The 19,377-nt window shown below is 64.8% G+C and carries 21 protein-coding genes and 1 tRNA gene; 12 read left to right on the top strand and 10 right to left on the bottom strand.

Annotation, left to right across the window (positions count from 1 at the left end):
- Positions 1–5 precede the first annotated feature (5 nt).
- The 8 genes from metK (at position 6) to QF118_RS07870 (ending at position 7,299) form a co-directional block, all read left to right on the top strand.
- Positions 6–1,184 (top strand): methionine adenosyltransferase, encoded by a 1,179-nt coding sequence (metK, locus tag QF118_RS07905; RefSeq protein ID WP_282302084.1) that lies wholly within the window; start codon positions 6–8, stop codon positions 1,182–1,184.
- 162 nt (positions 1,185–1,346) lie between these two features.
- Positions 1,347–2,207, top strand: coding sequence for an SDR family oxidoreductase (locus QF118_RS07900; protein WP_282302083.1), 861 nt, complete (start codon positions 1,347–1,349; stop codon positions 2,205–2,207).
- Positions 2,208–2,304: 97 nt separating this feature from the next.
- Positions 2,305–3,021: a tRNA (guanosine(46)-N7)-methyltransferase TrmB gene (gene trmB / locus QF118_RS07895; RefSeq protein WP_282302082.1), complete on the top strand. Its 717-nt coding sequence runs from the start codon at positions 2,305–2,307 to the stop codon at positions 3,019–3,021.
- Positions 3,022–3,148: 127 nt separating this feature from the next.
- Entirely contained in the window at positions 3,149–4,492 is a 1,344-nt protein-coding gene (aroA, locus tag QF118_RS07890; protein ID WP_282302081.1) for a 3-phosphoshikimate 1-carboxyvinyltransferase, read from the top strand.
- Positions 4,485–5,036: a hypothetical protein gene (locus QF118_RS07885; protein ID WP_282302080.1), complete on the top strand. Its 552-nt coding sequence runs from the start codon at positions 4,485–4,487 to the stop codon at positions 5,034–5,036. Before aroA ends, QF118_RS07885 begins: the two co-directional genes overlap by 8 nt.
- A complete protein-coding gene (locus tag QF118_RS07880) occupies positions 5,033–5,665 on the top strand; it encodes a hypothetical protein (RefSeq protein WP_282302079.1) in 633 nt (210 codons plus the stop codon). The genes QF118_RS07885 and QF118_RS07880 overlap by 4 nt, the downstream gene beginning before the upstream one ends.
- A 24-nt stretch (positions 5,666–5,689) precedes the next feature.
- Positions 5,690–6,304: a (d)CMP kinase gene (locus QF118_RS07875; protein ID WP_282302078.1), complete on the top strand. Its 615-nt coding sequence runs from the start codon at positions 5,690–5,692 to the stop codon at positions 6,302–6,304.
- Positions 6,301–7,299: an aldo/keto reductase gene (locus tag QF118_RS07870; RefSeq protein ID WP_282302077.1), complete on the top strand. Its 999-nt coding sequence runs from the start codon at positions 6,301–6,303 to the stop codon at positions 7,297–7,299. The genes QF118_RS07875 and QF118_RS07870 overlap by 4 nt, the downstream gene beginning before the upstream one ends.
- Here the strand turns inward: QF118_RS07870 and QF118_RS07865 are convergent.
- The 5 genes from QF118_RS07865 to QF118_RS07845 all read right to left on the bottom strand — a co-directional run bounded on the left by QF118_RS07865 (position 7,290) and on the right by QF118_RS07845 (position 10,253).
- Entirely contained in the window at positions 7,290–7,889 is a 600-nt protein-coding gene (locus tag QF118_RS07865; RefSeq protein WP_282302076.1) for a hypothetical protein, read from the bottom strand. The genes QF118_RS07870 and QF118_RS07865 overlap by 10 nt on opposite strands.
- A 76-nt stretch (positions 7,890–7,965) precedes the next feature.
- The gene (locus tag QF118_RS07860; RefSeq protein ID WP_282302075.1) at positions 7,966–8,835 is read right to left on the bottom strand and encodes a glucosamine kinase nucleotide-binding domain-containing protein; all 870 of its coding nucleotides are present in this window, start codon (positions 8,833–8,835) and stop codon (positions 7,966–7,968) included.
- A gap of 241 nt (positions 8,836–9,076) precedes the next feature.
- Positions 9,077–9,162 (bottom strand) — tRNA-Leu (locus QF118_RS07855).
- 41 nt (positions 9,163–9,203) lie between these two features.
- Complete coding sequence (locus QF118_RS07850) at positions 9,204–9,746, bottom strand: tetratricopeptide repeat protein (protein WP_282302074.1); 543 nt, start codon at positions 9,744–9,746, stop codon at positions 9,204–9,206.
- Between the two features lie 30 nt (positions 9,747–9,776).
- Positions 9,777–10,253, bottom strand: a complete 477-nt coding sequence (locus QF118_RS07845) for an Lrp/AsnC family transcriptional regulator (RefSeq protein ID WP_282302073.1) — start codon at positions 10,251–10,253, stop codon at positions 9,777–9,779.
- Between the two features lie 107 nt (positions 10,254–10,360).
- Here QF118_RS07845 and putA point away from each other — a divergent pair, with 107 nt between their 5' ends.
- The 3 genes from putA (at position 10,361) to QF118_RS07830 (ending at position 14,989) form a co-directional block, all read left to right on the top strand.
- Positions 10,361–13,780 (top strand): bifunctional proline dehydrogenase/L-glutamate gamma-semialdehyde dehydrogenase PutA, encoded by a 3,420-nt coding sequence (putA, locus tag QF118_RS07840; RefSeq protein WP_282302072.1) that lies wholly within the window; start codon positions 10,361–10,363, stop codon positions 13,778–13,780.
- A gap of 97 nt (positions 13,781–13,877) precedes the next feature.
- Positions 13,878–14,621 (top strand): rhomboid family intramembrane serine protease, encoded by a 744-nt coding sequence (locus QF118_RS07835; protein WP_282302071.1) that lies wholly within the window; start codon positions 13,878–13,880, stop codon positions 14,619–14,621.
- Entirely contained in the window at positions 14,618–14,989 is a 372-nt protein-coding gene (locus QF118_RS07830; protein WP_282302070.1) for a GFA family protein, read from the top strand. The genes QF118_RS07835 and QF118_RS07830 overlap by 4 nt, the downstream gene beginning before the upstream one ends.
- Before the next feature lie 54 nt (positions 14,990–15,043).
- Here QF118_RS07830 and QF118_RS07825 read toward each other — a convergent pair whose 3' ends face one another.
- From QF118_RS07825 to QF118_RS07805, 5 genes are all read right to left on the bottom strand, one after another.
- Complete coding sequence (locus QF118_RS07825; RefSeq protein ID WP_282302069.1) at positions 15,044–15,835, bottom strand: inositol monophosphatase family protein; 792 nt, start codon at positions 15,833–15,835, stop codon at positions 15,044–15,046.
- A 94-nt stretch (positions 15,836–15,929) separates the two neighbouring features.
- Positions 15,930–16,250, bottom strand: coding sequence for a hypothetical protein (locus tag QF118_RS07820; protein ID WP_282302068.1), 321 nt, complete (start codon positions 16,248–16,250; stop codon positions 15,930–15,932).
- A 517-nt stretch (positions 16,251–16,767) separates the two neighbouring features.
- The gene (locus QF118_RS07815) at positions 16,768–17,265 is read right to left on the bottom strand and encodes a MarR family winged helix-turn-helix transcriptional regulator (protein ID WP_282302067.1); all 498 of its coding nucleotides are present in this window, start codon (positions 17,263–17,265) and stop codon (positions 16,768–16,770) included.
- 134 nt (positions 17,266–17,399) lie between these two features.
- Positions 17,400–17,663, bottom strand: coding sequence for a succinate dehydrogenase assembly factor 2 (locus QF118_RS07810; protein WP_282302066.1), 264 nt, complete (start codon positions 17,661–17,663; stop codon positions 17,400–17,402).
- Positions 17,664–18,062, bottom strand: coding sequence for a helix-turn-helix domain-containing protein (locus tag QF118_RS07805; RefSeq protein ID WP_282302065.1), 399 nt, complete (start codon positions 18,060–18,062; stop codon positions 17,664–17,666).
- Positions 18,063–18,173: 111 nt separating this feature from the next.
- Between QF118_RS07805 and QF118_RS07800 the strand changes: the two genes are divergently transcribed.
- Positions 18,174–19,376: a pyridoxal phosphate-dependent aminotransferase gene (locus QF118_RS07800; protein WP_282302064.1), complete on the top strand. Its 1,203-nt coding sequence runs from the start codon at positions 18,174–18,176 to the stop codon at positions 19,374–19,376.
- Position 19,377 lies beyond the last annotated feature (1 nt).

Here is a 19,377-nt window from a genome sequence, read left to right as displayed (position 1 = left end):
TTCCCATGTCCCGTCAGAACTATATCTTTACCTCCGAGTCGGTGTCCGAAGGCCATCCGGACAAGGTCTGCGACCGCATTTCCGACGCCATCCTCGATGCGTTTCTGGCCGAGGACCCGCTGGCCCGCGTCGCCTGCGAAACCTTTGCGACCACCGATCGCGTGGTGATCGGCGGCGAGGTCGGCTTGACCGATCAGGCCAAGCTGGCCGAATACATGCACCGCATCCCCGACATCGCCCGCGCCTGCATCAAGGACATCGGCTATGAGCAGGACAAATTCCACCACGCCACCTGCGAGATCACCAACCTGCTGCACGAACAATCCGCCCATATCGCACAGGGCGTGACCGGCGAACGCGGCGACGAGGGCGCAGGCGATCAGGGCATTATGTTCGGCTATGCCACGAACGAGACCGAGGCGCTTATGCCTGCCCCGATCCAGTATTCCCACGCCATCCTGCGCCGCCTGGCCGAGGTCCGCAAGGACGGTACAGAACCGCTGCTGCGCCCTGACGCGAAATCGCAGATTTCCGTGCGTTACGTCGATGGCAAACCGGTCGGCGTCACCTCGATCGTGCTGTCGACCCAGCACGAGTCCGAGGCGCAGAGCAGCGCCGACATCCGCGCCATCGTCGAACCCTACATCCGTCAGGTCCTGCCTGACGGCTGGATCAGCGCCGACACCGAATGGTGGGTGAACCCCACCGGCACCTTCGTCATCGGCGGCCCCGATGGCGACGCGGGCCTGACCGGGCGCAAGATCATCGTCGACACCTACGGCGGCGCGGCCCCCCATGGCGGCGGCGCGTTTTCCGGCAAGGACCCGACCAAGGTCGACCGCTCGGCCGCCTATGCGGCGCGCTATCTGGCCAAGAACATCGTCGCGGCGGGCATGGCGGACCGTTGCACCGTGCAGCTGTCCTACGCTATCGGCGTGGCCAAGCCGCTGTCGATCTATGTCGACACCCACGGCACCGACGACGTGTCGCCCTCGGCCATCGAGCGCGCGATCCCCAAGGTCATGGACCTGACCCCGCGCGGCATCCGCACCCACCTTGAGCTGAACAAACCGATCTATGCGCGCACCGCCGCCTACGGCCACTTTGGCCGCGCCCCCGAGGCCGACGGCGGCTTCAGCTGGGAAAAGACCGATCTGGTCGAGGCGCTGAAAAAAGCCGTCTGACCCGGACCGACAGACCCGGTTTCAGGAGGACGTCAGGGGGCGGTGCAGAAAATGCGCCGCCCCCTTCTTATCATTTGCAGGCGGAACCCATACTTCAGCGCTCTGCCCGCATGGCGCCCAAGGCGGCGCACCGCGCTTTTTCTTCATCAGGTTGGAGTTCCCATGTCCAAAGTCATCCTCGTCACCGGTTGTTCCACCGGCCTTGGCGTCAGCATCGCAGTTCAGGCCGCCGCCGCCGGCCACCGGGTCTTTGCCACCATGCGCAACCTGTCCAGGAGCGACACGCTGAAGGCCGCCGCCACCGCCAGGGGCGTGAAGCTGGAAATCCTGCAACTGGACGTGCAGGACAGCGGCTCGGTCGAGGCGGCCGTGGCGCAGGTGCTGGAACAGACCGGCGGCAAGCTGGACGTGCTGATCAACAATGCCGGCGCGGGCTATGTCAGGACCACCGAACAGGCCAGCGAAGCAGACATCCAGTGGGTGATGGACGTGAACTTTACCGGCGTGGTGCGCTGCACCAAGGCCGTAATCGGCCATTTCCGCCAACAGCGCAGTGGTCACGTGATCACCATATCCTCGGTTGGGGGCCTTGTGGGCCAACCCTTCAACGAAATCTACTGCGCTGCGAAATTCGCCGTCGAAGGCTATATGGAGGCGATGGCCAGCTATATCACCCCCAGTTTCGGCATCCATTTCACCACCGTGGAACCCGGCGGCATCCAGTCCGACTTTGCCGCGAACGTCATGAAGCAGGTCGAACAGACCGGCGGCATGCTGGATGACGAATACCTGCCCATCTTGCAAAAATACATCGGCGGCGCGCAAAACCGCGCGGCAGGCAGCGACATCTACCAGACCGCAGACCAGGTGGCCGCCGTGGTCATGGACTGCATCAACACCGAAACGCCCCCGATCCGCACCCGGACATCGGACTGGGGCCGGGCTTTTTGCGGGCTCAAGACCGATCTCGACCCCGATGGCCGCAAACAACAGGCCCGCGTGATCGAGCAGTTCCTGTCCTGATCCGGGGCCCATCGCGGGGCCACTGCGCAGTCTTGCGCCCCGCGATGGCTTTGGCGTGCATTGCCCCGCGCTCCGGCTTTCTGTAAAGCCCCCTGCCATGACCACTTCGAACAAACATCCCGACGCCCCCTGGCGCAATTTCTATGGCCGCGTGCGGGGCAAGACGCTCAAGCCCGCGCAAGAGGCGTACCTGAACGAAGACCTGGACACGCTGTCGCCCGGCCTTGTCGACTGGGACGTCAATCCCGACCGCACTCCGCTGGACCTGAACGCCCTGTTTTCGGGCAAACCGGTCTGGCTGGAAATCGGGTTTGGCGGCGGCGAACATCTGGTGCATCAGGCCGCGACCTACCCGGATGTCGGCATCATCGGCTGCGAACCGTTCATCAACGTCGTCGCCATGCTGCTGGGCAAGATCCGCAAGGCGGGCGTCAGCAATCTGCGGGTCCATCCCGGCGACGTGCGCAACCTGTTCGACGTGCTGCCCGAGGCATCGCTGGACAAGGCCTTTCTGCTTTATCCCGATCCCTGGCCCAAGAAACGCCACCACAAACGCCGCTTTGTGACCCAGGAGCATCTGGAACCGCTGGCCCGCGCGCTGAAACCGGGGGCGGAATTCCGCGTGGCAACGGACATCCCGGACTATGTGCGCCAGACCCTGATCGAAGTTCCGAAAGCGGGCTTCGAATGGCTGGGCGAAGGCCCCGAGGATTGGCGCAAACCGTGGGGCGACTGGATTTCGACCCGCTACGAACAAAAGGCCCTGCGCGAAGGGCGCACGCCGCATTACCTGACCTTCCGGCGCCTGGGGTAGGCGCGGCAGGGGCGCTGCCCCTCGGCCTGCGGCCTCACCCCGGGATATTTTGGGCACAAAGAAACCCTGTGTCTGGACGCTAACGCAGCGGCGGTCTATCAGGCATGAAGCAGTTTTTGGAGGCTTCATGTCCGCGCACGGCACACCCATCCCGATGACCTCGTACAAGAGCGGCCCGCTGAAAGGCGAGGCGCATGTTCCCGGCGACAAGTCGATTTCGCACCGCTCGCTGATCCTTGGGGCGATGACGGTTGGCGAAACCAAAGTGACCGGATTGCTGGAGGGGCAGGACGTGCTGGACACCGCCAAGGCGATGCAGGCCTTTGGCGCCGACATCGAAAAGCGCGGCGAGACCTGGCACATTCACGGCGTCGGTGTCGGCGGATTTGGCGAGCCTGAAAACGTGATCGACTGCGGCAACTCGGGCACCGGGGTGCGGCTGATCATGGGCGCCATGGCGACCTGCCCGATCACCGCGACCTTTACCGGCGATGCCAGCCTGAACAAACGCCCGATGGCGCGGGTCACCGACCCCTTGGCGCTGTTCGGGGCGCGCGCCTATGGCCGATCCGGCGGGCGGTTGCCGATGACCATCGTCGGGGCCGCGAACCCCGTGCCGGTGCGCTATGCGACGCCGGTGCCCTCGGCGCAGGTCAAATCCGCCGTGCTGCTGGCCGGGCTCAATGCTCCCGGTGAAACCGTGGTGATCGAACGCGAAGCGACGCGCGATCATTCCGAACGCATGTTGGCGGGCTTTGGCGCGACCATCACCACCGAAGACACGGATGAGGGCCGCGTCATCACCCTGCAGGGCCGTCCCGAATTCACGCCGCAGACCATCATTGTGCCGCGCGATCCGTCCTCGGCCGCCTTCCCGGTCTGCGCCGCTCTGATCACCGAAGGTTCGGACGTTCTGGTGCCCAACATCGGGCTGAACCCGACCCGCGCCGGATTGTTCTTTACCCTGCAGGACATGGGGGCCGACCTGACCTTTGAGAACATGCGCGAAGAGGGCGGCGAACCGGTTGCCGATCTGCGCGCCAAATTCTCGCCCGACCTCAAGGGCATCGAGGTTCCCGCCGAACGGGCCGCCAGCATGATCGACGAATACCCCGTCCTGTCCGCCGTAGCGGCCTTTGCGCAGGGCAAGACACACATGCCCGGCGTCAAGGAGCTGCGCGTCAAGGAAAGCGACCGCATCGACGCCATGGCCACAGGCCTGCGCGCCGCCGGGATCACCGTCGACGAGGGCGAAGACTGGTGGACGGTGCATGGCCGCGGCTTTGGCGATGTGCCGGGCGGCGCCACGGTGCAAAGCCATCTGGATCACCGCATCGCCATGTCCTTTCTTGTCATGGGCCTTGCCACCGAAAAACCGATGAGCGTCGATGACGGCCAGCCGATTGCGACCTCTTTCCCGATCTTCGAAGGGCTGATGGCGCAGCTTGGCGCGCGGATCGACCGTGACTGAGACCAGGGCAGCGGCAAGGCCCCGCCGCGCAATCGGGTTCTGGGCGCTGGTGATCTTTGTCGGCATGGCGGTGGCGCTGCACTGGCGGATCGCCCCCCTGTCTCCGGGCGGGTTCCTGCCGCAGGCGCACCTGGGCAGCTATTCGCTGCGCGATCTTTACGGCTTTGCCTCCCAGGTCGGGGCCGATCCGGGCGCGGTCGCCCTGTATACCCGGTTGCTGGCCTGGGTCGATCCGGCCTTTGTGCTGCTGTTTTCGCTTTGGGTGGTGCTGTCCTTTGACAACCGCACGCTGGGCATCTGCCTGGCGCTGGTCTTTGCGCTGCTGGACCTGACGGAAAACGGCATGTTGCTGTATCTTCTGTCTGCCATGCGCTGGGAATATTTCTTTGTGAACTTCGACGACATGCCCGTGCCGGTCCTGACCGACGCCCCGCTGTTCCTGTCGTGGATCACCAGCGCCAAGCTGGTCATGGCCGCCAGCCTTGTGCTGATCATTGCCGGACAGGCCCTTCGCACCCGCCTTCAATCCAGGACCAAGCCATGACCCCCTTTTACGTTGCCCTACACCTTTACGATCCGCTTGCCCCCGCGACGATGGCCGCCGGCGACGTCTATGGCGGCGAAGCCCGCCTGTTCGTGCTGACCGACGACAGCCTGGCCAAGGCGCTGTTCACCGTGCTTGAAAGCATCGCGGACAAGGGCGCGCGGCTGGAGCGGATCGAATTCGCCGGTCCGGTCGAGACCTTTCAGCCCGATCACTTTCCCTTTGAAATCGACGTCATCGCCATGAGCGACGATGCCATGGAAACCGGCGACATCTGCAGCTCGCCGGCCTATACCTATGCCCCCTGGGATGCGCCGCAGCCCTCGGGGGTCAGCCTGGCCGTGCTGGACCTGTTCGACCCTTCGATGGTGTCGGGCAACCAGCCCTATGCCGGGGAACAATGCCTGGCGGCCGTGCCCGGCGATCCCGACAGTGCCCTGCGCGGCCTGCTCGAGGTGCTTGAAAACGACGACATCCGTCTCAAGGCGCTTGAGGATCTGCGTGACAGCGCCGAGGCCGAGCCCGACGAATATGACGCCGAATGGGACATCGCCGAACTGGTCGGCGAGGCCAAGGAAACCAACGGACCTGCGTTTTCCCTGGCCTTCGCCTATGAACGCGAGGACTGAGGTCTGACGAAAGAAGGAGCGGACATGGCTTTCACCATCGCCATCGACGGGCCGGCAGCCGCCGGCAAGGGGACGATCAGCCGGGCCGTGGCCGAACACTTCGGCTTTGCCCACCTCGACACCGGGCTTTTGTACCGTGCTGTGGGGCGCAAGATGCTGGATGGCACCGCCCCGATCGAGGCGGCGCAATCACTGGTCGCCGAGGATCTGGAAAACCCCACCCTGCGCAGCCCCGAGGTGGCCCAGGCCGCCTCCAAGGTCGCCGTCATCCCCGAGGTGCGCGCCGCGCTGGTCGATTTCCAGCGCGCCTTTGCCCGCCGCGCGGGCGGCGCCGTGCTGGACGGGCGCGACATCGGCACCGTGATCTGCCCCGAGGCCGAGGCCAAGCTGTTCGTCACCGCCAGTGCCGAAGTCCGGGCGCGGCGACGCCATCTGGAACTGGCGGAGAAAGACGCGGATGTGGACTTTGACACCGTGCTTGCCGATGTGCGCGAACGCGACGAGCGCGACATGAACCGCGCCGATGCTCCCTTGAAACCGGCCGACGATGCGGTGACCATCGACACCACGGATCTGGACATCGACAGCGCAGTGCGCGCCGCCATTAACGCGATCACTGCCAGAAAGGGCACCCCATGAAGCAGGTCAGCATCGGGGCGAACGGCCCCAAAACCGCCTGTCTGGGCATTGGCGGCATGTCCTTTGCGGACTTCTATGGACCGACGAGCGAAGAAAACTCCCATGCCATCCTCGATGCCGCCATCGCGGCGGGCGTGACCCATATCGACACCTCGAATGTCTATGGCATGGGCCGGTCCGAAACGGCGATCGGCACCTACCTGCGGGCCAACCCTGCGGCGCGGGACCATTTCCACATCGCCACCAAGGGCGGGATCAGCAAGGACGCGCAGGGCAACCGCGCCTTTGACAATTCACCCCAACACCTCGAAGCGGCGCTGGATGCCTCGCTGCAGCGGCTGGGGATCGACCGCGTCGATCTGTACTATGTCCACCGCCGCGAGGCCGCGCGCCCCATCGAAGAAGTCGCCGAAACCCTTGCCGGCCTGGTGGCAAAGGGCAAATGCAGACAGATCGGTTTCTCCGAGATCGCGCCGTCGTCGCTGCGCCGCGCCCATGCGGTGCATCCGGTGGCCGCCGTCCAGTCGGAATATTCGCTGGCCACCCGCTTTCCCGAACTGGGGCTGGTGCAAACCTGCGCCGAGCTGGGCACGGCGCTTGTCGCCTTTTCGCCAGTCAGCCGGTCACTTTTGACCGATACGCCGCTGGCCGCGGAGGTGATCCAGACCCTGCCCTTCCTGAAATCCGCGCCGCGTTTCCAGCAGCCGAACCTGTCGGCCAACCTTGCCCTGACCGAAGGCTTTCGCAGACTGGCCGCGGAAATGGGTCTGCCTGCCGCCGGCCTTGCCATCGCCTGGTGTCTGGCCAAGGGCGATCACATCCTGCCGATCCCGGGCACCCGGTCGGTCAGCCATTTCCACGAACTGGTTGCCGGGGCCAACGCCACGCTGACCGCCGATGACATCGCGCGGATCGAAACCGTGCTGCCCGTCGGCTGGGCGCATGGCGACCGCTATTCCGACGAACAATGGAACGGCCCCGAGCGTTACTGCTGATCGTGGTCTTCGGACTGCACGCGGCGGCGCGATGCATCAAGCCGCGCGATGTAATCCTCGCCGTCGCCATAATCCAGGAACTGCGCATACCGCGGGTGCGGGTGGCGCACCTTGCCGGCATGTTTGATCGGGCACCAGAATGCCTCGGTCCGCGACCCGATTTCGCGCACGAATGAGATCAGCCCGTTGATATAGCCGCAATAGACGCAATACAGCTTTTGAAAGCCATTGAGATAGGCCAGCTGGTGCCGGTCGATGCGGATATGGTCGCGCCGCCGCACCCGCGGGATGCCATAGGCGCGAAAACAGATCTGGTGGTACAGGGTCACCCACAGATCCAGCAGGGCAAAGGGCACAAGCAGGCTGAAAATCACAGGGGCGGTGATCACGTATTGCGGTTTGGTGCGCAGGATCAGGTTGCGCAGGCTGACCCGGTGCTGGCGCAAGCGGTCGCGGGTTTCCTTTTCGAAATGCGCGCGTCGGCCTTTCATTTCATAGGCCATGCTGCTGCGCTTGCGTGCGATTTCTTCTTCCAGCTCATGTTCCAGCTGGTCGATCCGTTCCAGGATGCTGTCGATCCGCGCGCTCATGTCGTGCCCCTTGCTTTGGTCGTGGCTCAGGCTAGGCGATCTGGCCCGTGCCGTCACCTGCCGCAGTGCCTGTCGATCACGGGGCAGGCGGCTGTCCCGCCAGCCGTTCGGCCATCCGCAGCGCGCCGTCCAGCGCATTGCCCCGGGCCGCGATCAGCGCGCCCTGCAGTGGCGCAGGCAACCAGTCGGCATAAGATGGCCCCAGCCCGCCGATCAGTACCAAGGGGTCCCCCTGCCAGCCCAGCGCGGTCAGGCCCTGCGCGATATAGTCGGCGCCGCGCCGCATCAGCGCCGCACCCTGCGGGTCCCCGGCCTTGGCTGCCTGCACGATCTGCGGCGCCAGTTCCGCCAGCGCCTGCGGCCCGGCCTGCGCGGCAAAGCTGATCACGCCATGCGGCGTTTCGAACCGCGCCAGCAGGGCCTGCGTCAGATCGCTGTGCGCGCCCCAGCCGTCCTGCGCCCGCAGCACAAGGCTCAGCGCTTCGCGGCCCAGCCACGCGCCCGAGGCCTCATCCCCAAGGGAAAGCCCGTACCCCCCCTGGAACCGCAGCCCCTGCGCGCTTTGCCGCGCCAGAAAGGACCCGGTGCCAATGGCGGCCAGCGCCCCCGGCGCATCACCGAGGGCGCCCATGACCGAACTGGCGCGGTCCTCTTCGACCAGCGTCTGGCGGAACGGCAGGGCCTGCGCGATACGGTTGCCAACGGCGGGGCCGGTCACGCCCGCAAGGCCCAGATAGGCGGTGGCCTGGTGGAACGCCTCGGGCGACAGGCCGGATTTGCAGCGCAGGGTTTCCAGAACCGCCAGCACCCGCGCCAGGCACAGCTCAGGGTCCGAACTGGCGTTGGCCCCCGGACCCGCAGCCTCGATACGCTGGGCACCATGGCTGAGGACCGCGCGGCAGCCCGTGCCGCCACCATCCACACCGATCAGCAAGGGGCTTGTCATGGCCTTGGCACCGCCTGTCGTTCCCGTCTTCACCCGGGCCACCAACGGCCCTGCCCCCGATGTAGCAAGCAGGCAGGCCCTTGCCCAACGGATTTTGCGATCATCCGACGCGCCGGCCACCACCATCAGGATTCGCCCCGCGCAGGCTGCGACCGCCCTTGGCAGGCCCCCGCAACCGCGCGCGGCCCACAGGCGCACACGCGCCAAAAACGCATGATTTTCAAGGACTTCACTGTATCGCTGGTACCCGCGGCCGGACTTGAACCGGCACGGCACTAAGGCCTAGGGATTTTAAGTCCCTTGTGTCTACCATTCCACCACGCGGGCCAGCGCGGCGACAATAGCCAGACCTGCGCCGGTGTAAAGCGTCACAACTCCTCGCCGGGCAGCGGTTTCAGCAAACCGCGTTCGGTCAACCAGGGGTTCAGCGCCAGCGCCGCGCGCAACGCCTTCTGGCCCTCCAACTCGCGGCCAAGTCCCAGCAGGGTCAACGCCTTGCCCGCAAGGGCGCCGACATGCTGCGGATTGATCCGCAGGGTTTCTTCAAGGTCCGGCAGCGCCGCCTCGTAATCCTCGCGCAGGAAATGGATGAAAGCGCGCTGGTTGTACCCTTCGGCGTAGAACGGGCAGTAGCCCACCAGCCGATCGAACCGGTCAAGCGCCCGCGCGAAATCGTAGCTGCCCCGCGCCGCCATTCCTTCGTCCAGCATGGTCTGGCTTGGTTCGTCCGGGGCATCGGACCACAGTTGCCACAGCCGGTTGGACAGGCCGCGCGCCGCCATCTCGTTCGGGGCGGCCTTCAGCTCTTGCAGCAACGCCCCAAGTTCGGCGGAATGGTCCGGCGCGACGGGGCAACCGTCGGCCAATACGGGCGGGGCCAAAAGGCAAAGGGCAACAAGCAGCGGTTTCATCCCGCCAGCCTGCCTGACCCGCCCCCGAAATCAAGTCACATCCGCGAGACCGTCGTCCTTGACCGCCTGCATCGCCACATAGGTCGAGGTCAGTGAAATCCCCGGCAGCGTCGACAGCTTTTCCGCCAGCACCCGGCGATAGGAAGGCATGTCGGCGGTCCGCACCTTCAACAGATAGTCGAAATTCCCCGCGATCAGATGCGCCTGTTCAACCTCGGGGATTGCCGCCACCGCCTTGTTGAACGCCTCCAGCGCCGCCTCGCGTGTGTCGCTCATGCGCACTTCGACAAAGGCGACATGATCCAGGCCCAGCCGGATCGGGTCCAGAATGGCGCGGTATCCCCGGATGATCCCGGTTTCTTCCAGCCGCCGCAGCCGCGCCTGCGTCGGGCTTTTTGACAGGCCGATCCGCCGCGCCAGCTCGGTCACGGAAATCCGGCCCTCTTCTGCCAGAACCGTCAGAATCGCCCGGTCGAACCGATCCAGATCCTCGATTGCCTCTTGCACTGCGCGACCCCCCGTTTTTCGCCAAATTGCCTGCCATCCAGCATACCTTAAGTCGAACTTCCCGCAAGGCCCCGGATATACTGCCCATACCATTCAGAGAGCCCAACATGACCCCCACCGATTCCCTGCGCGCCAAAATCGCGTCCGACACCTACGCAAACGAGGCGAAGACCGTTGCGCGCCTGACCTCTCAGGCCGCCCTGACACCCGAGGATCGCGCCCGGATCAGCGCCCGCGCCGCGCAGCTTGTCCGCGACATTCGCGGCACCTCGACCCCCGGTCTGATGGAGGTGTTCCTGGCCGAATACGGGCTGTCCACAGACGAAGGCATCGCCCTGATGTGCCTGGCCGAGGCGCTTTTGCGCGTCCCCGACGCCGACACCATCGACGCCCTGATCGAGGACAAGATCGCGCCGTCGGACTGGGGCAAACACATGGGGCACTCGACCTCGCCCTTGGTCAACGCCTCGACATGGGCCTTGATGCTGACCGGCAAGGTGTTGGACGACGACGCCCCCGGCCCGGTCAAACACCTGCGCAGCGCGATCAAACGGCTGGGCGAACCGGTGATCCGCACCGCCGTGGGCCGCGCGATGAAGGAAATGGGCGCGCAGTTCGTGCTGGGCGAAACCATCCAAAAGGCGATGAAACGCGGCAGCGTCCAAGAGGCCAAGGGCTATACCTACAGCTATGACATGCTTGGCGAAGCGGCCCGCACCGAAGGCGATGCCAAGCGCTATCACCTTGCCTATTCGCGCGCCATCACTGCCATCGCCGAGGCCGCGCGCGGCAACGACATCCGCACAAATCCCGGCATTTCGGTCAAGCTGTCCGCCCTGCATCCGCGCTATGACGAGATGCAGCACCAGACCGTGATGGACGAGGTCGTGCCGCGCCTGCGTACCCTGTGCCAACTGGCACGCAGCGCCGGAATTGGTCTGAACATCGACGCCGAAGAGGCCGACCGCCTCGATATCTCGCTTGACGTGATCGAACAGGTCCTGTCCGAACCCTCCCTGTCGGGATGGGAAGGCTTCGGCGTGGTCGTGCAGGCCTATGGCAAACGCGCCAGCCATGTGCTGGACTGGCTCTATGATCTGGCCACGCACCTGAACCGCAAGATCATGGTGCGGCTGGTCAAGGGCGCCTATTGGGACACCGAAATCAAGCGCGCGCAGGTCGCGGGCATCGACGGTTTCCCGGTCTTCACCTCCAAGGCGGCGACGGACGTGTCCTATATCGCCAACGCCCGCAAACTGCTGGGCATGACCGACCGCATCTATCCGCAATTCGCCACGCACAACGCCCACACGGTTGCCGCGATCCTGCACATGGGGGCCGATCCGGCCGCCTATGAATTCCAGCGTCTGCACGGCATGGGCGAAACGCTGCACGCGCTGGTGAAAGACCGTGAAGGCACCCGCTGCCGCATCTACGCGCCCGTCGGTGCGCACCGTGACCTGCTGGCCTATCTGGTTCGCCGCCTGCTGGAAAACGGCGCGAACTCGTCTTTCGTCAACCAGATTGTCGACGAGGACGTCGCCCCCGAAGTGGTCGCCGCCGATCCCTTTGATCAGGTCACGCCCTCGACCCTGACCACCGGCCTCGACCTGTTCCAGCCCGAGCGCGTGAACTCGCAGGGCTTTGATCTGCGCCATCGCCCGACGCTGGCCAGCATCGACACCGCCCGCGACGCCTTTGCCACCCACCAGTGGCACGCCGCCCCGCTGACCATCGGTGACCTGCCGCATGGCGCGTCCGATGCCGTACGCAACCCCGCCGATTTTGCCGACACCGTGGGGCAGGTCACATGGGCCACGCCCGAAACCGTGACCCGCGCCGCGCAAGGGGCAGAACGCTGGGGGGCCACCCCCGCCGAACGCGCCCGGATCCTGAACCGCGCCGCCGACCTTTACGAGGCGCACTACGGCGAGTTTTTCGCCCTGCTGCACCGCGAGGCGGGCAAGCTGCTGCTCGATTGCGTGGCCGAACTGCGCGAGGCGGTGGATTTCCTGCGCTACTACGCCGCCCATGCGGAGGGCGCCGAGGCGCGCGGCACGTTCGCCTGCATCTCGCCGTGGAACTTCCCGCTGGCGATCTTCACCGGACAGATCGCCGCCGCCCTTGCTGCGGGCAACGCCGTTCTGGCCAAACCCGCCGAACAGACAACCCTGATCGCCCACCGCGCCGTGCAACTGCTGCACGAGGCCGGGGTGCCGCGCGCCGCCCTGCAACTGCTGCCCGGTGCCGGTGACGTGGGCGGTGCGCTGACCTCTTGCCCTGCGGTCGACGGCGTGGCCTTTACCGGGTCGACCGAAACCGCGCAGATCATCCACCGCGCCATGGCGGCCAACCTTGCCCCCGGCGCACCGCTGATCGCCGAAACCGGCGGGCTGAACGCCATGATCGTCGACAGCACCGCCCTGCCCGAACAGGCCGTGCAGGCCATCGTCGAAAGCGCCTTTCAGTCGGCGGGCCAGCGCTGCTCGGCCCTGCGCTGCCTGTACGTCCAAGAGGACATCGCCGACAGCCTGACCGAAATGCTGACCGGCGCGATGGACGCGCTGGTCATGGGTGACCCGTGGCAGATCACCTCCGACCTTGGCCCCGTCATCGACGCCGAGGCGCGCGCAGGCATCGTCGCTCATATCCAGCAAGCCCAGGCCGAGGGCCGTGTGCTGCGCACCTACCCGACACCCGACACCGGTTTCTACGTGGCCCCCACGCTGATCCGCGTGCAGGGCATTGGGGACATGCAGCGCGAGATTTTCGGCCCCGTGCTGCACCTTGCCACCTTCAAGTCGCACGAACTGGACAAGGTGATCGACGCCATCAACGCAACCGGCTATGGCCTGACCTTCGGCCTGATGACCCGCATCGATGACCGCGTCCAGCACGTCACCGAACGCGTCCACGCCGGGAACATCTACGTCAACCGCAACCAGATCGGCGCCATCGTCGGCAGCCAACCCTTTGGCGGAGAAGGGCTTTCCGGCACCGGACCCAAGGCAGGCGGCCCGCTTTACCTTGATCGCTTCCGCCAGCACCCGGCCGCGCAGACCGGCAGCGACTGGACAGCCAAGGCCGACCCAAAGGCGATTCAGGCTCAGCTGAACAAGGCGCCGGTTTCGCTTCCGGCGACCCGCACTGAACTGCCCGGCCCCACCGGCGAGGCGAACCAATACAGCACCCTGCCCCGCCTGCCCGTGCTTTGCGCAGGTCCCGGCGCCGAAACCGCCAGGGCCCAGGCCGACGCGATCAAGGCCATGGGCGGCCGCGCCGTGACAAGCGACGGGACCCTCGCGGCGGGCGATCTGGCGCAACTCGATGGCTTTTCGGGCGTGATCTGGTGGGGGGATGCGGACACCGCCCGCGCCTATCGTCAGGCGCTGGCCAAACGCCCCGGCCCGATCCTGCCGGTCATCACCGGCAGCCCCGACACCGGCCACGCTGTCGCCGAACGTCACGTCTGCATCGACACCACCGCCGCAGGCGGCAACGCCGCGCTGCTGGCAGGCAAGGACTGACCGACGCGCCCAAAGGGTGAGCAAATGAAGTGTCTAAAAATCTGCTCACCCGCGCGCCGCGCTTGACCTTGGCACCGGGTCAGGCATTCTCGCCACCATGTTTCCAATTCGTGATCACAACCCGTCGGGGCGTGTGCCCTATGTCACCTATGCCCTGATCATCACCAACGTGGCGATCTTTCTGGGCAACTGGCATCTGCATGCCGACCAGCGCGCGCTGTACCAGTTCTACGGCGATTATGCGCTGGTCCCGGTCTTCATTTCCGAAGGCTACGGCTATTCAGGGTTCCTCACCTCGATGTTCCTGCACGGCGGGCTGGCGCATCTGGGCGGCAACATGCTGTTCCTGTTCATCTTTGGCGACAATATCGAAGACGAGATGGGCCACCTTTTCTACCTTGTCTTCTACCTTGCCTGCGGGGTCGGCGCGGGCCTGGCCCATTACATCGCTGCGCCCTTTTCGCCAGTCCCCACCGTGGGCGCATCCGGCGCGATTGCCGGCGTCATGGGCGGGTACCTGTTGCTGTTCCCCAGGGCGCGCGTCGACATCCTGGTGATCCTCGTGATCATTTTCAGGGTCTTTCCGCTGCCGGCCTGGGTCATCCTGGCCGTATGGTTCGGGTTGCAGATCTTTGGCGGCTTTGGCAGCCCCGCCGACCAGGGCGGCGTCGCCTATTGGGCGCACGCGGGCGGGTTCGTGATCGGCATCGGCCTGACCGTCCCCCTGTGGCGGCGTCTTGGCGGCCCAGCCTTCTGGCAACGCACCCACGGCCACCCGCCCCACCCCGAGGCGAATTACCCGATTTCCCACACCCGTGTTCCAAGGATCCCAAGACGATGACCGACCCCGTCAAAGCCACCTGCCACTGCGGCGCAGTAGAACTGCGCGTGACCCTGTCCGACGGGTTCAACACCGCCCGGCGCTGTGACTGTTCCTTTTGCCGGCGGCGCAGCGTGCCCGTCGTCTCGGCCCCGCTGGACGGGATCACCGTGGTCAAGGGCGCGGACAAACTGACGCTGTATGAATGGGGCACCAAGACTGCCAAGCACCATTTCTGCTCGGTCTGCGGCATCTACATGTACCACCGCCGCCGGTCGAACCCGAACGAATTTGGCGTGAACCTGTATGCCATCGAAGGCGCCGAGCCAAAGGATATCGAGCCCGTGATATGGCACGACGGCGTCAACCACCCCTCGGACCGCAGATGAAAAAACCCCCGCCGACCGGTGTCGACGGGGGCCAATCACACGCGTCCGCGACGATCACACCTCGCGGATGATCCGGGCGAAATGGTCGAAGATCTGGTTGTTGGCGCACAGGATCGCGCCTGCCTCCAGCGGGTCTTGATCCTTGCGGACCCCTTCGACCAGCGCCCCCGCCTCCTTGGCGATCAGGAAACCGGCGGCGCAGCTGGTCAGATCCAGCTCACGCTCCCAGTAGCCATCGAACCGGCCAGAGGCGACATAGGCCAGGTCAAGCCCCGCGGCGCCCCACTGGCGCGCGCCCGCGCATTCCGGCATCAGGCGGGCAAGGTCCTTGATCGTGGCAGGCAGCGTGCGCTTGGTGCTGTGCGGCACGCTGGTGGCAAACACCGCTTCGACCATGCGCGACCGGCCCGAAACCCGCATCCGCTTGGAATCGTTTAGCCAGGCGCCCGAGCCACGCTCGGAATAGAACATCTCGTCCTTGGCGGGGTCAAAGACCACCGCCGAAACGATCTGGCCCTTGTGCTCCAGCGCGATGGAAATGCACCAATGCGGCAGACCGTGAAGGAAGTTGGTGGTGCCGTTCAGCGGATCGACGATCCAGCGGCGGGTTGGGTCTTCGCCCTCGGTCTCGCCCGAGACGCGGCTCAGCCAGCCATAGCTGGTGCGCGCCGAGGTCAGTTCCTCGCGCAGGATCTCTTCGGCGGCCATGTCGGCCCGGGTGACAAAATCGCCCGCGCCGCGCAGCGACACCTGCAGGTTTTCGACTTCGCGGAAGTCCTTGACCAAAGACCGGCCCGCTTTGCGCGCCGCCTTCATCATGATATTGAGATTTGCGCTGCCCTGCATCCGTCCGGCCCTCATAAGCGATCAGGCCGCGCGTATACGCGGCCTGACATCAAAAGCCAATAGCACGAGAGCCTTCCCCGCGCCTTGTCGTCCCTTAACGGTAAACGACGCCCTTTTCGCCGACCGGCGCATAGGCGCGCGGCCGATAGGCGGGCTTTGCCTTGGGCTTGTAGCTGGCCTTGCCGGGACGATCGACATAGGGGCCCGCATTCGGTGTGCCGCAGCAGATCACGCCGCCCATGGTCACCGGCTGCAACCCGGCAGGACAATGGTTGGGGGCGTTATAGCTGTGCATGAGGAAATTCGAGTTCGGATCGTTTGTCCCGTCCCCCATGTACATGTCGCCCCATGCAAAGGCAGCGCCCCCCATCAGGGCAAAGCCAGCCGCCAGCCCCAGAGTCCCGAAAATACGCATGATGTCCCCCATCGTGACCAAAAAAATCCATAGCCTTGTCTTTCAGGCTACCAGCCCAAGAGCGCAAGTCAATTTTTTACTGTGCAAAATCCGGGATTTGATGCGCCTTGACGCAGGGGCGGGCATTGCGCTGCCTCTGCCCGCGCACCGGGGAAACGAAAAAAGCGCCCTGACTGGGTCAGAGGCGCCTCACTCGTTACGAATTCGGGTTTTGATGTCTCTACCGCGCGGTAAAATCCGTCAAAAGCGCACGAAGCGCCACGGGAGACAGAGGAAACAGGGATTGTATCGCCGGTGCCGTCTGATTTGTGGTTCGTGCCATTCACTGATCCCCCGTGGACAGGTTTATTCCTATCGCCAGGCACCAGGAAGATCATGGGGAGAAAGCAGCGCCGTTTCCCCGGCGCGCGCTTTGCCAATGAGCAGGACGTCGCCTTCTGGCGCGTCATGACCGCTCAAACTGTTGTTGTCGCAGGGCCGCCTGCCTGAATATGGCATGGCCTGCACTGACCACTGGTCAGTAGATGTACCGAATCTGATCGGTCCAGTAGCGTTCGACACGGCGCAGAGAATTCGTGATCTCGTCGATTCCGTCCAGCCCCAGAACGCCCTTGGACTGCAGCCCCTCGGCATGGCGGCCGAACAGGTCGGTCACGATGTCGCGGATCTCGCGGCCGCGCTGGGTCAGGCGCACCCGCACCGACCGGCGGTCGATCTCGCAGCGCTGATGGTGCATGTACCCCATCTCGACCAGCTTCTTCAGGTTGTAGCTGACATTGCTGCCCTGGTAATAGCCGCGCGATTTCAATTCGCCCGCCGTCACCTCGTTGTCGCCGATGTTGAACAACAGCAACGCCTGCACCGCGTTGACATCGATGATGCCAAGCCGCTCGAATTCGTCCTTGATCACGTCCAGCAAAAGACGGTGGAGTCGTTCCACCAAGCTGAGAGCGTCTAGATAGCTGGCCATGAAACCCTGCTCACCGGGTTTCGCCATTTTGGAATGAATGCTCATTTCCGTCTCCGCCTGAGTTTACGCAGGGGGGAAACTGGAAGATAAAAACCAATATTGGGTTAAATGACGGCGATAATGGGAACAATGCGAACGATATTTTCGACGCATTTCAGTCGAACGGCGGGCTGATCGGCTCAGCCCGCGCCGGATGCGACCTCGCGGATATCCTCGACCAGCGCCTGATGCGCGGCCGGAGCCGGGCGCTGGCCGGAAATCCACTGGTACAGGTCCTGGTCGTTCTCGCCCAGCAGCGCCTCGTAGGTGTCCAGCGCGGCATCGTCCATGCCGGCCAGCTTTGCCTCGCTGTAGCGGATCAGAAGGATATCCATTTCCTTCATGCCCCGCCGCATCGAACGCATCGCCAGCCGCTTCTTGCGGGTTTCGCGGTCCTCGACCATTCAGACCTGCTCCTTCAAAAAAACGCGCAGCGACTTTTCCAGCCGCCCCAGCTTTTCGGCCTGCGCCTGCATGCGCGCGCGCATGGCCCGGATCTCGGCCAGAACGGCGGTGACATCCGGGGACAGGGCATCGACGTCGGGCGCGCTGACGCCTTCGCCTTCGCCGGTGATCAGCCAGACCATCGACACGTTCAGGATCCCCGAAATCATCGACAGCTTGTTGGCGCGCGGTTCGGAAAGGTCCTCTTCCCAGTTCTGCAAGGTCGCCAGTTTGACGCCCATCCGCTTGGCCAGCACCTCCTGGGTCATCCCGGCCGCGTCGCGCGCGGCGGCCAGCCGATCGCCGAATGTGGCGGCATCCGGCCCGTACCAGTCGCTTTGTTCGTTCGAGTTCGTCATCTCAGTCCTTCCTTCCCCGGTGCTTTGCACACAATGGGGGGTCAAGCGCCTTGATCGCAGGCTTGGCGCAATCTAAGACAGTCGGCGGCCATATACAAACCGGTGATCCGCATGCCTTTCCTGTCGACAACGCTGTCTCGTGTTCAACCGTCGCCCACCGTGGCCATCACGCAGCTTGCGCGCGAACTGGCCGATAGCGGGCGCGACATCATTTCCCTCAGCGCTGGCGAGCCTGACTTTGACACGCCCGACAACATCAAGGCCGCCGCGATTGCGGCAATCCATGCGGGAAAAACGAAATACACCGCCCCCGATGGCATCCCCGAGCTGAAACAGGCGATCTGCGCCAAGTTCGCCCGCGAAAACGGCCTGACATACCAGCCCGCGCAGGTCAGCGTCAGCACCGGCGGCAAACAGGTGCTGTACAACGCCCTGCTGGCCACCCTAAACCCCGGCGATCAGGTCATCATCCCCGCGCCCTACTGGGTGTCCTACCCCGACATCGTGCGTCTGGGCCATGGCGAGCCTGTCATCGTCAAGGGCGAACGCCAGATGGGCTACAAGATCACGCCCGAGGCGCTCGAGGCGGCGATCACCCCGAAAACCAAGTGGTTCATCTTCAATTCTCCCTCGAACCCCACCGGCGCGGGGTATTCGCGCGACGAACTCAAGGCGCTGACCGACGTGCTGCTGCGCCACCCGCATGTCTGGGTGATGTCCGACGACATGTACGAACACCTTGCCTATGATGGTTTTGAATTCGTCACGCCCGCGCAGGTCGAACCGCAGCTTTATGACCGCACCCTGACGGTCAACGGCGTGTCCAAGGCCTATGCCATGACCGGCTGGCGCATCGGCTATGCCGCCGGCCCCGAACCCCTGATCGCCGCCATGCGCAAACTGCAATCGCAGTCCACTACCAATCCCTCGTCCATCAGCCAATGGGCCGCGGTCGAGGCGCTGAACGGCCCGCAGGATTTTCTGGCCGAACGAAATGACGCCTTCCTGCGCCGCCGCAACCTCGTGGTCGCAGGGCTGAACGCCTGCACGGGCATCACCTGCCCCACCCCCGAAGGCGCATTCTACGTCTATCCCGACATCTCCGATTGCATCGGCAAGACCAGCGCAGGCGGCACCCGGATCGACACCGACGAGGCGTTCTGCACCGCCCTTCTGGCCGAACAGGGCGTCGCCGTGGTCTTCGGTGCGGCTTTTGGCCTGTCTCCCTGTTTCCGCGTCAGCTACGCCGCCTCAGACGCGGCCCTGACCGAGGCCTGCACCCGTATCACGGCCTTCTGCAACGGTCTTTCCTGAG

Source organism: Tropicibacter oceani (assembly GCF_029958925.1).
Classification (GTDB): Bacteria; Pseudomonadota; Alphaproteobacteria; order Rhodobacterales; family Rhodobacteraceae; genus Pacificoceanicola; species Pacificoceanicola oceani.
Note: the sequence above shows the minus strand (reverse complement) of the source record. Positions and strands in the feature narration are given on the sequence as shown.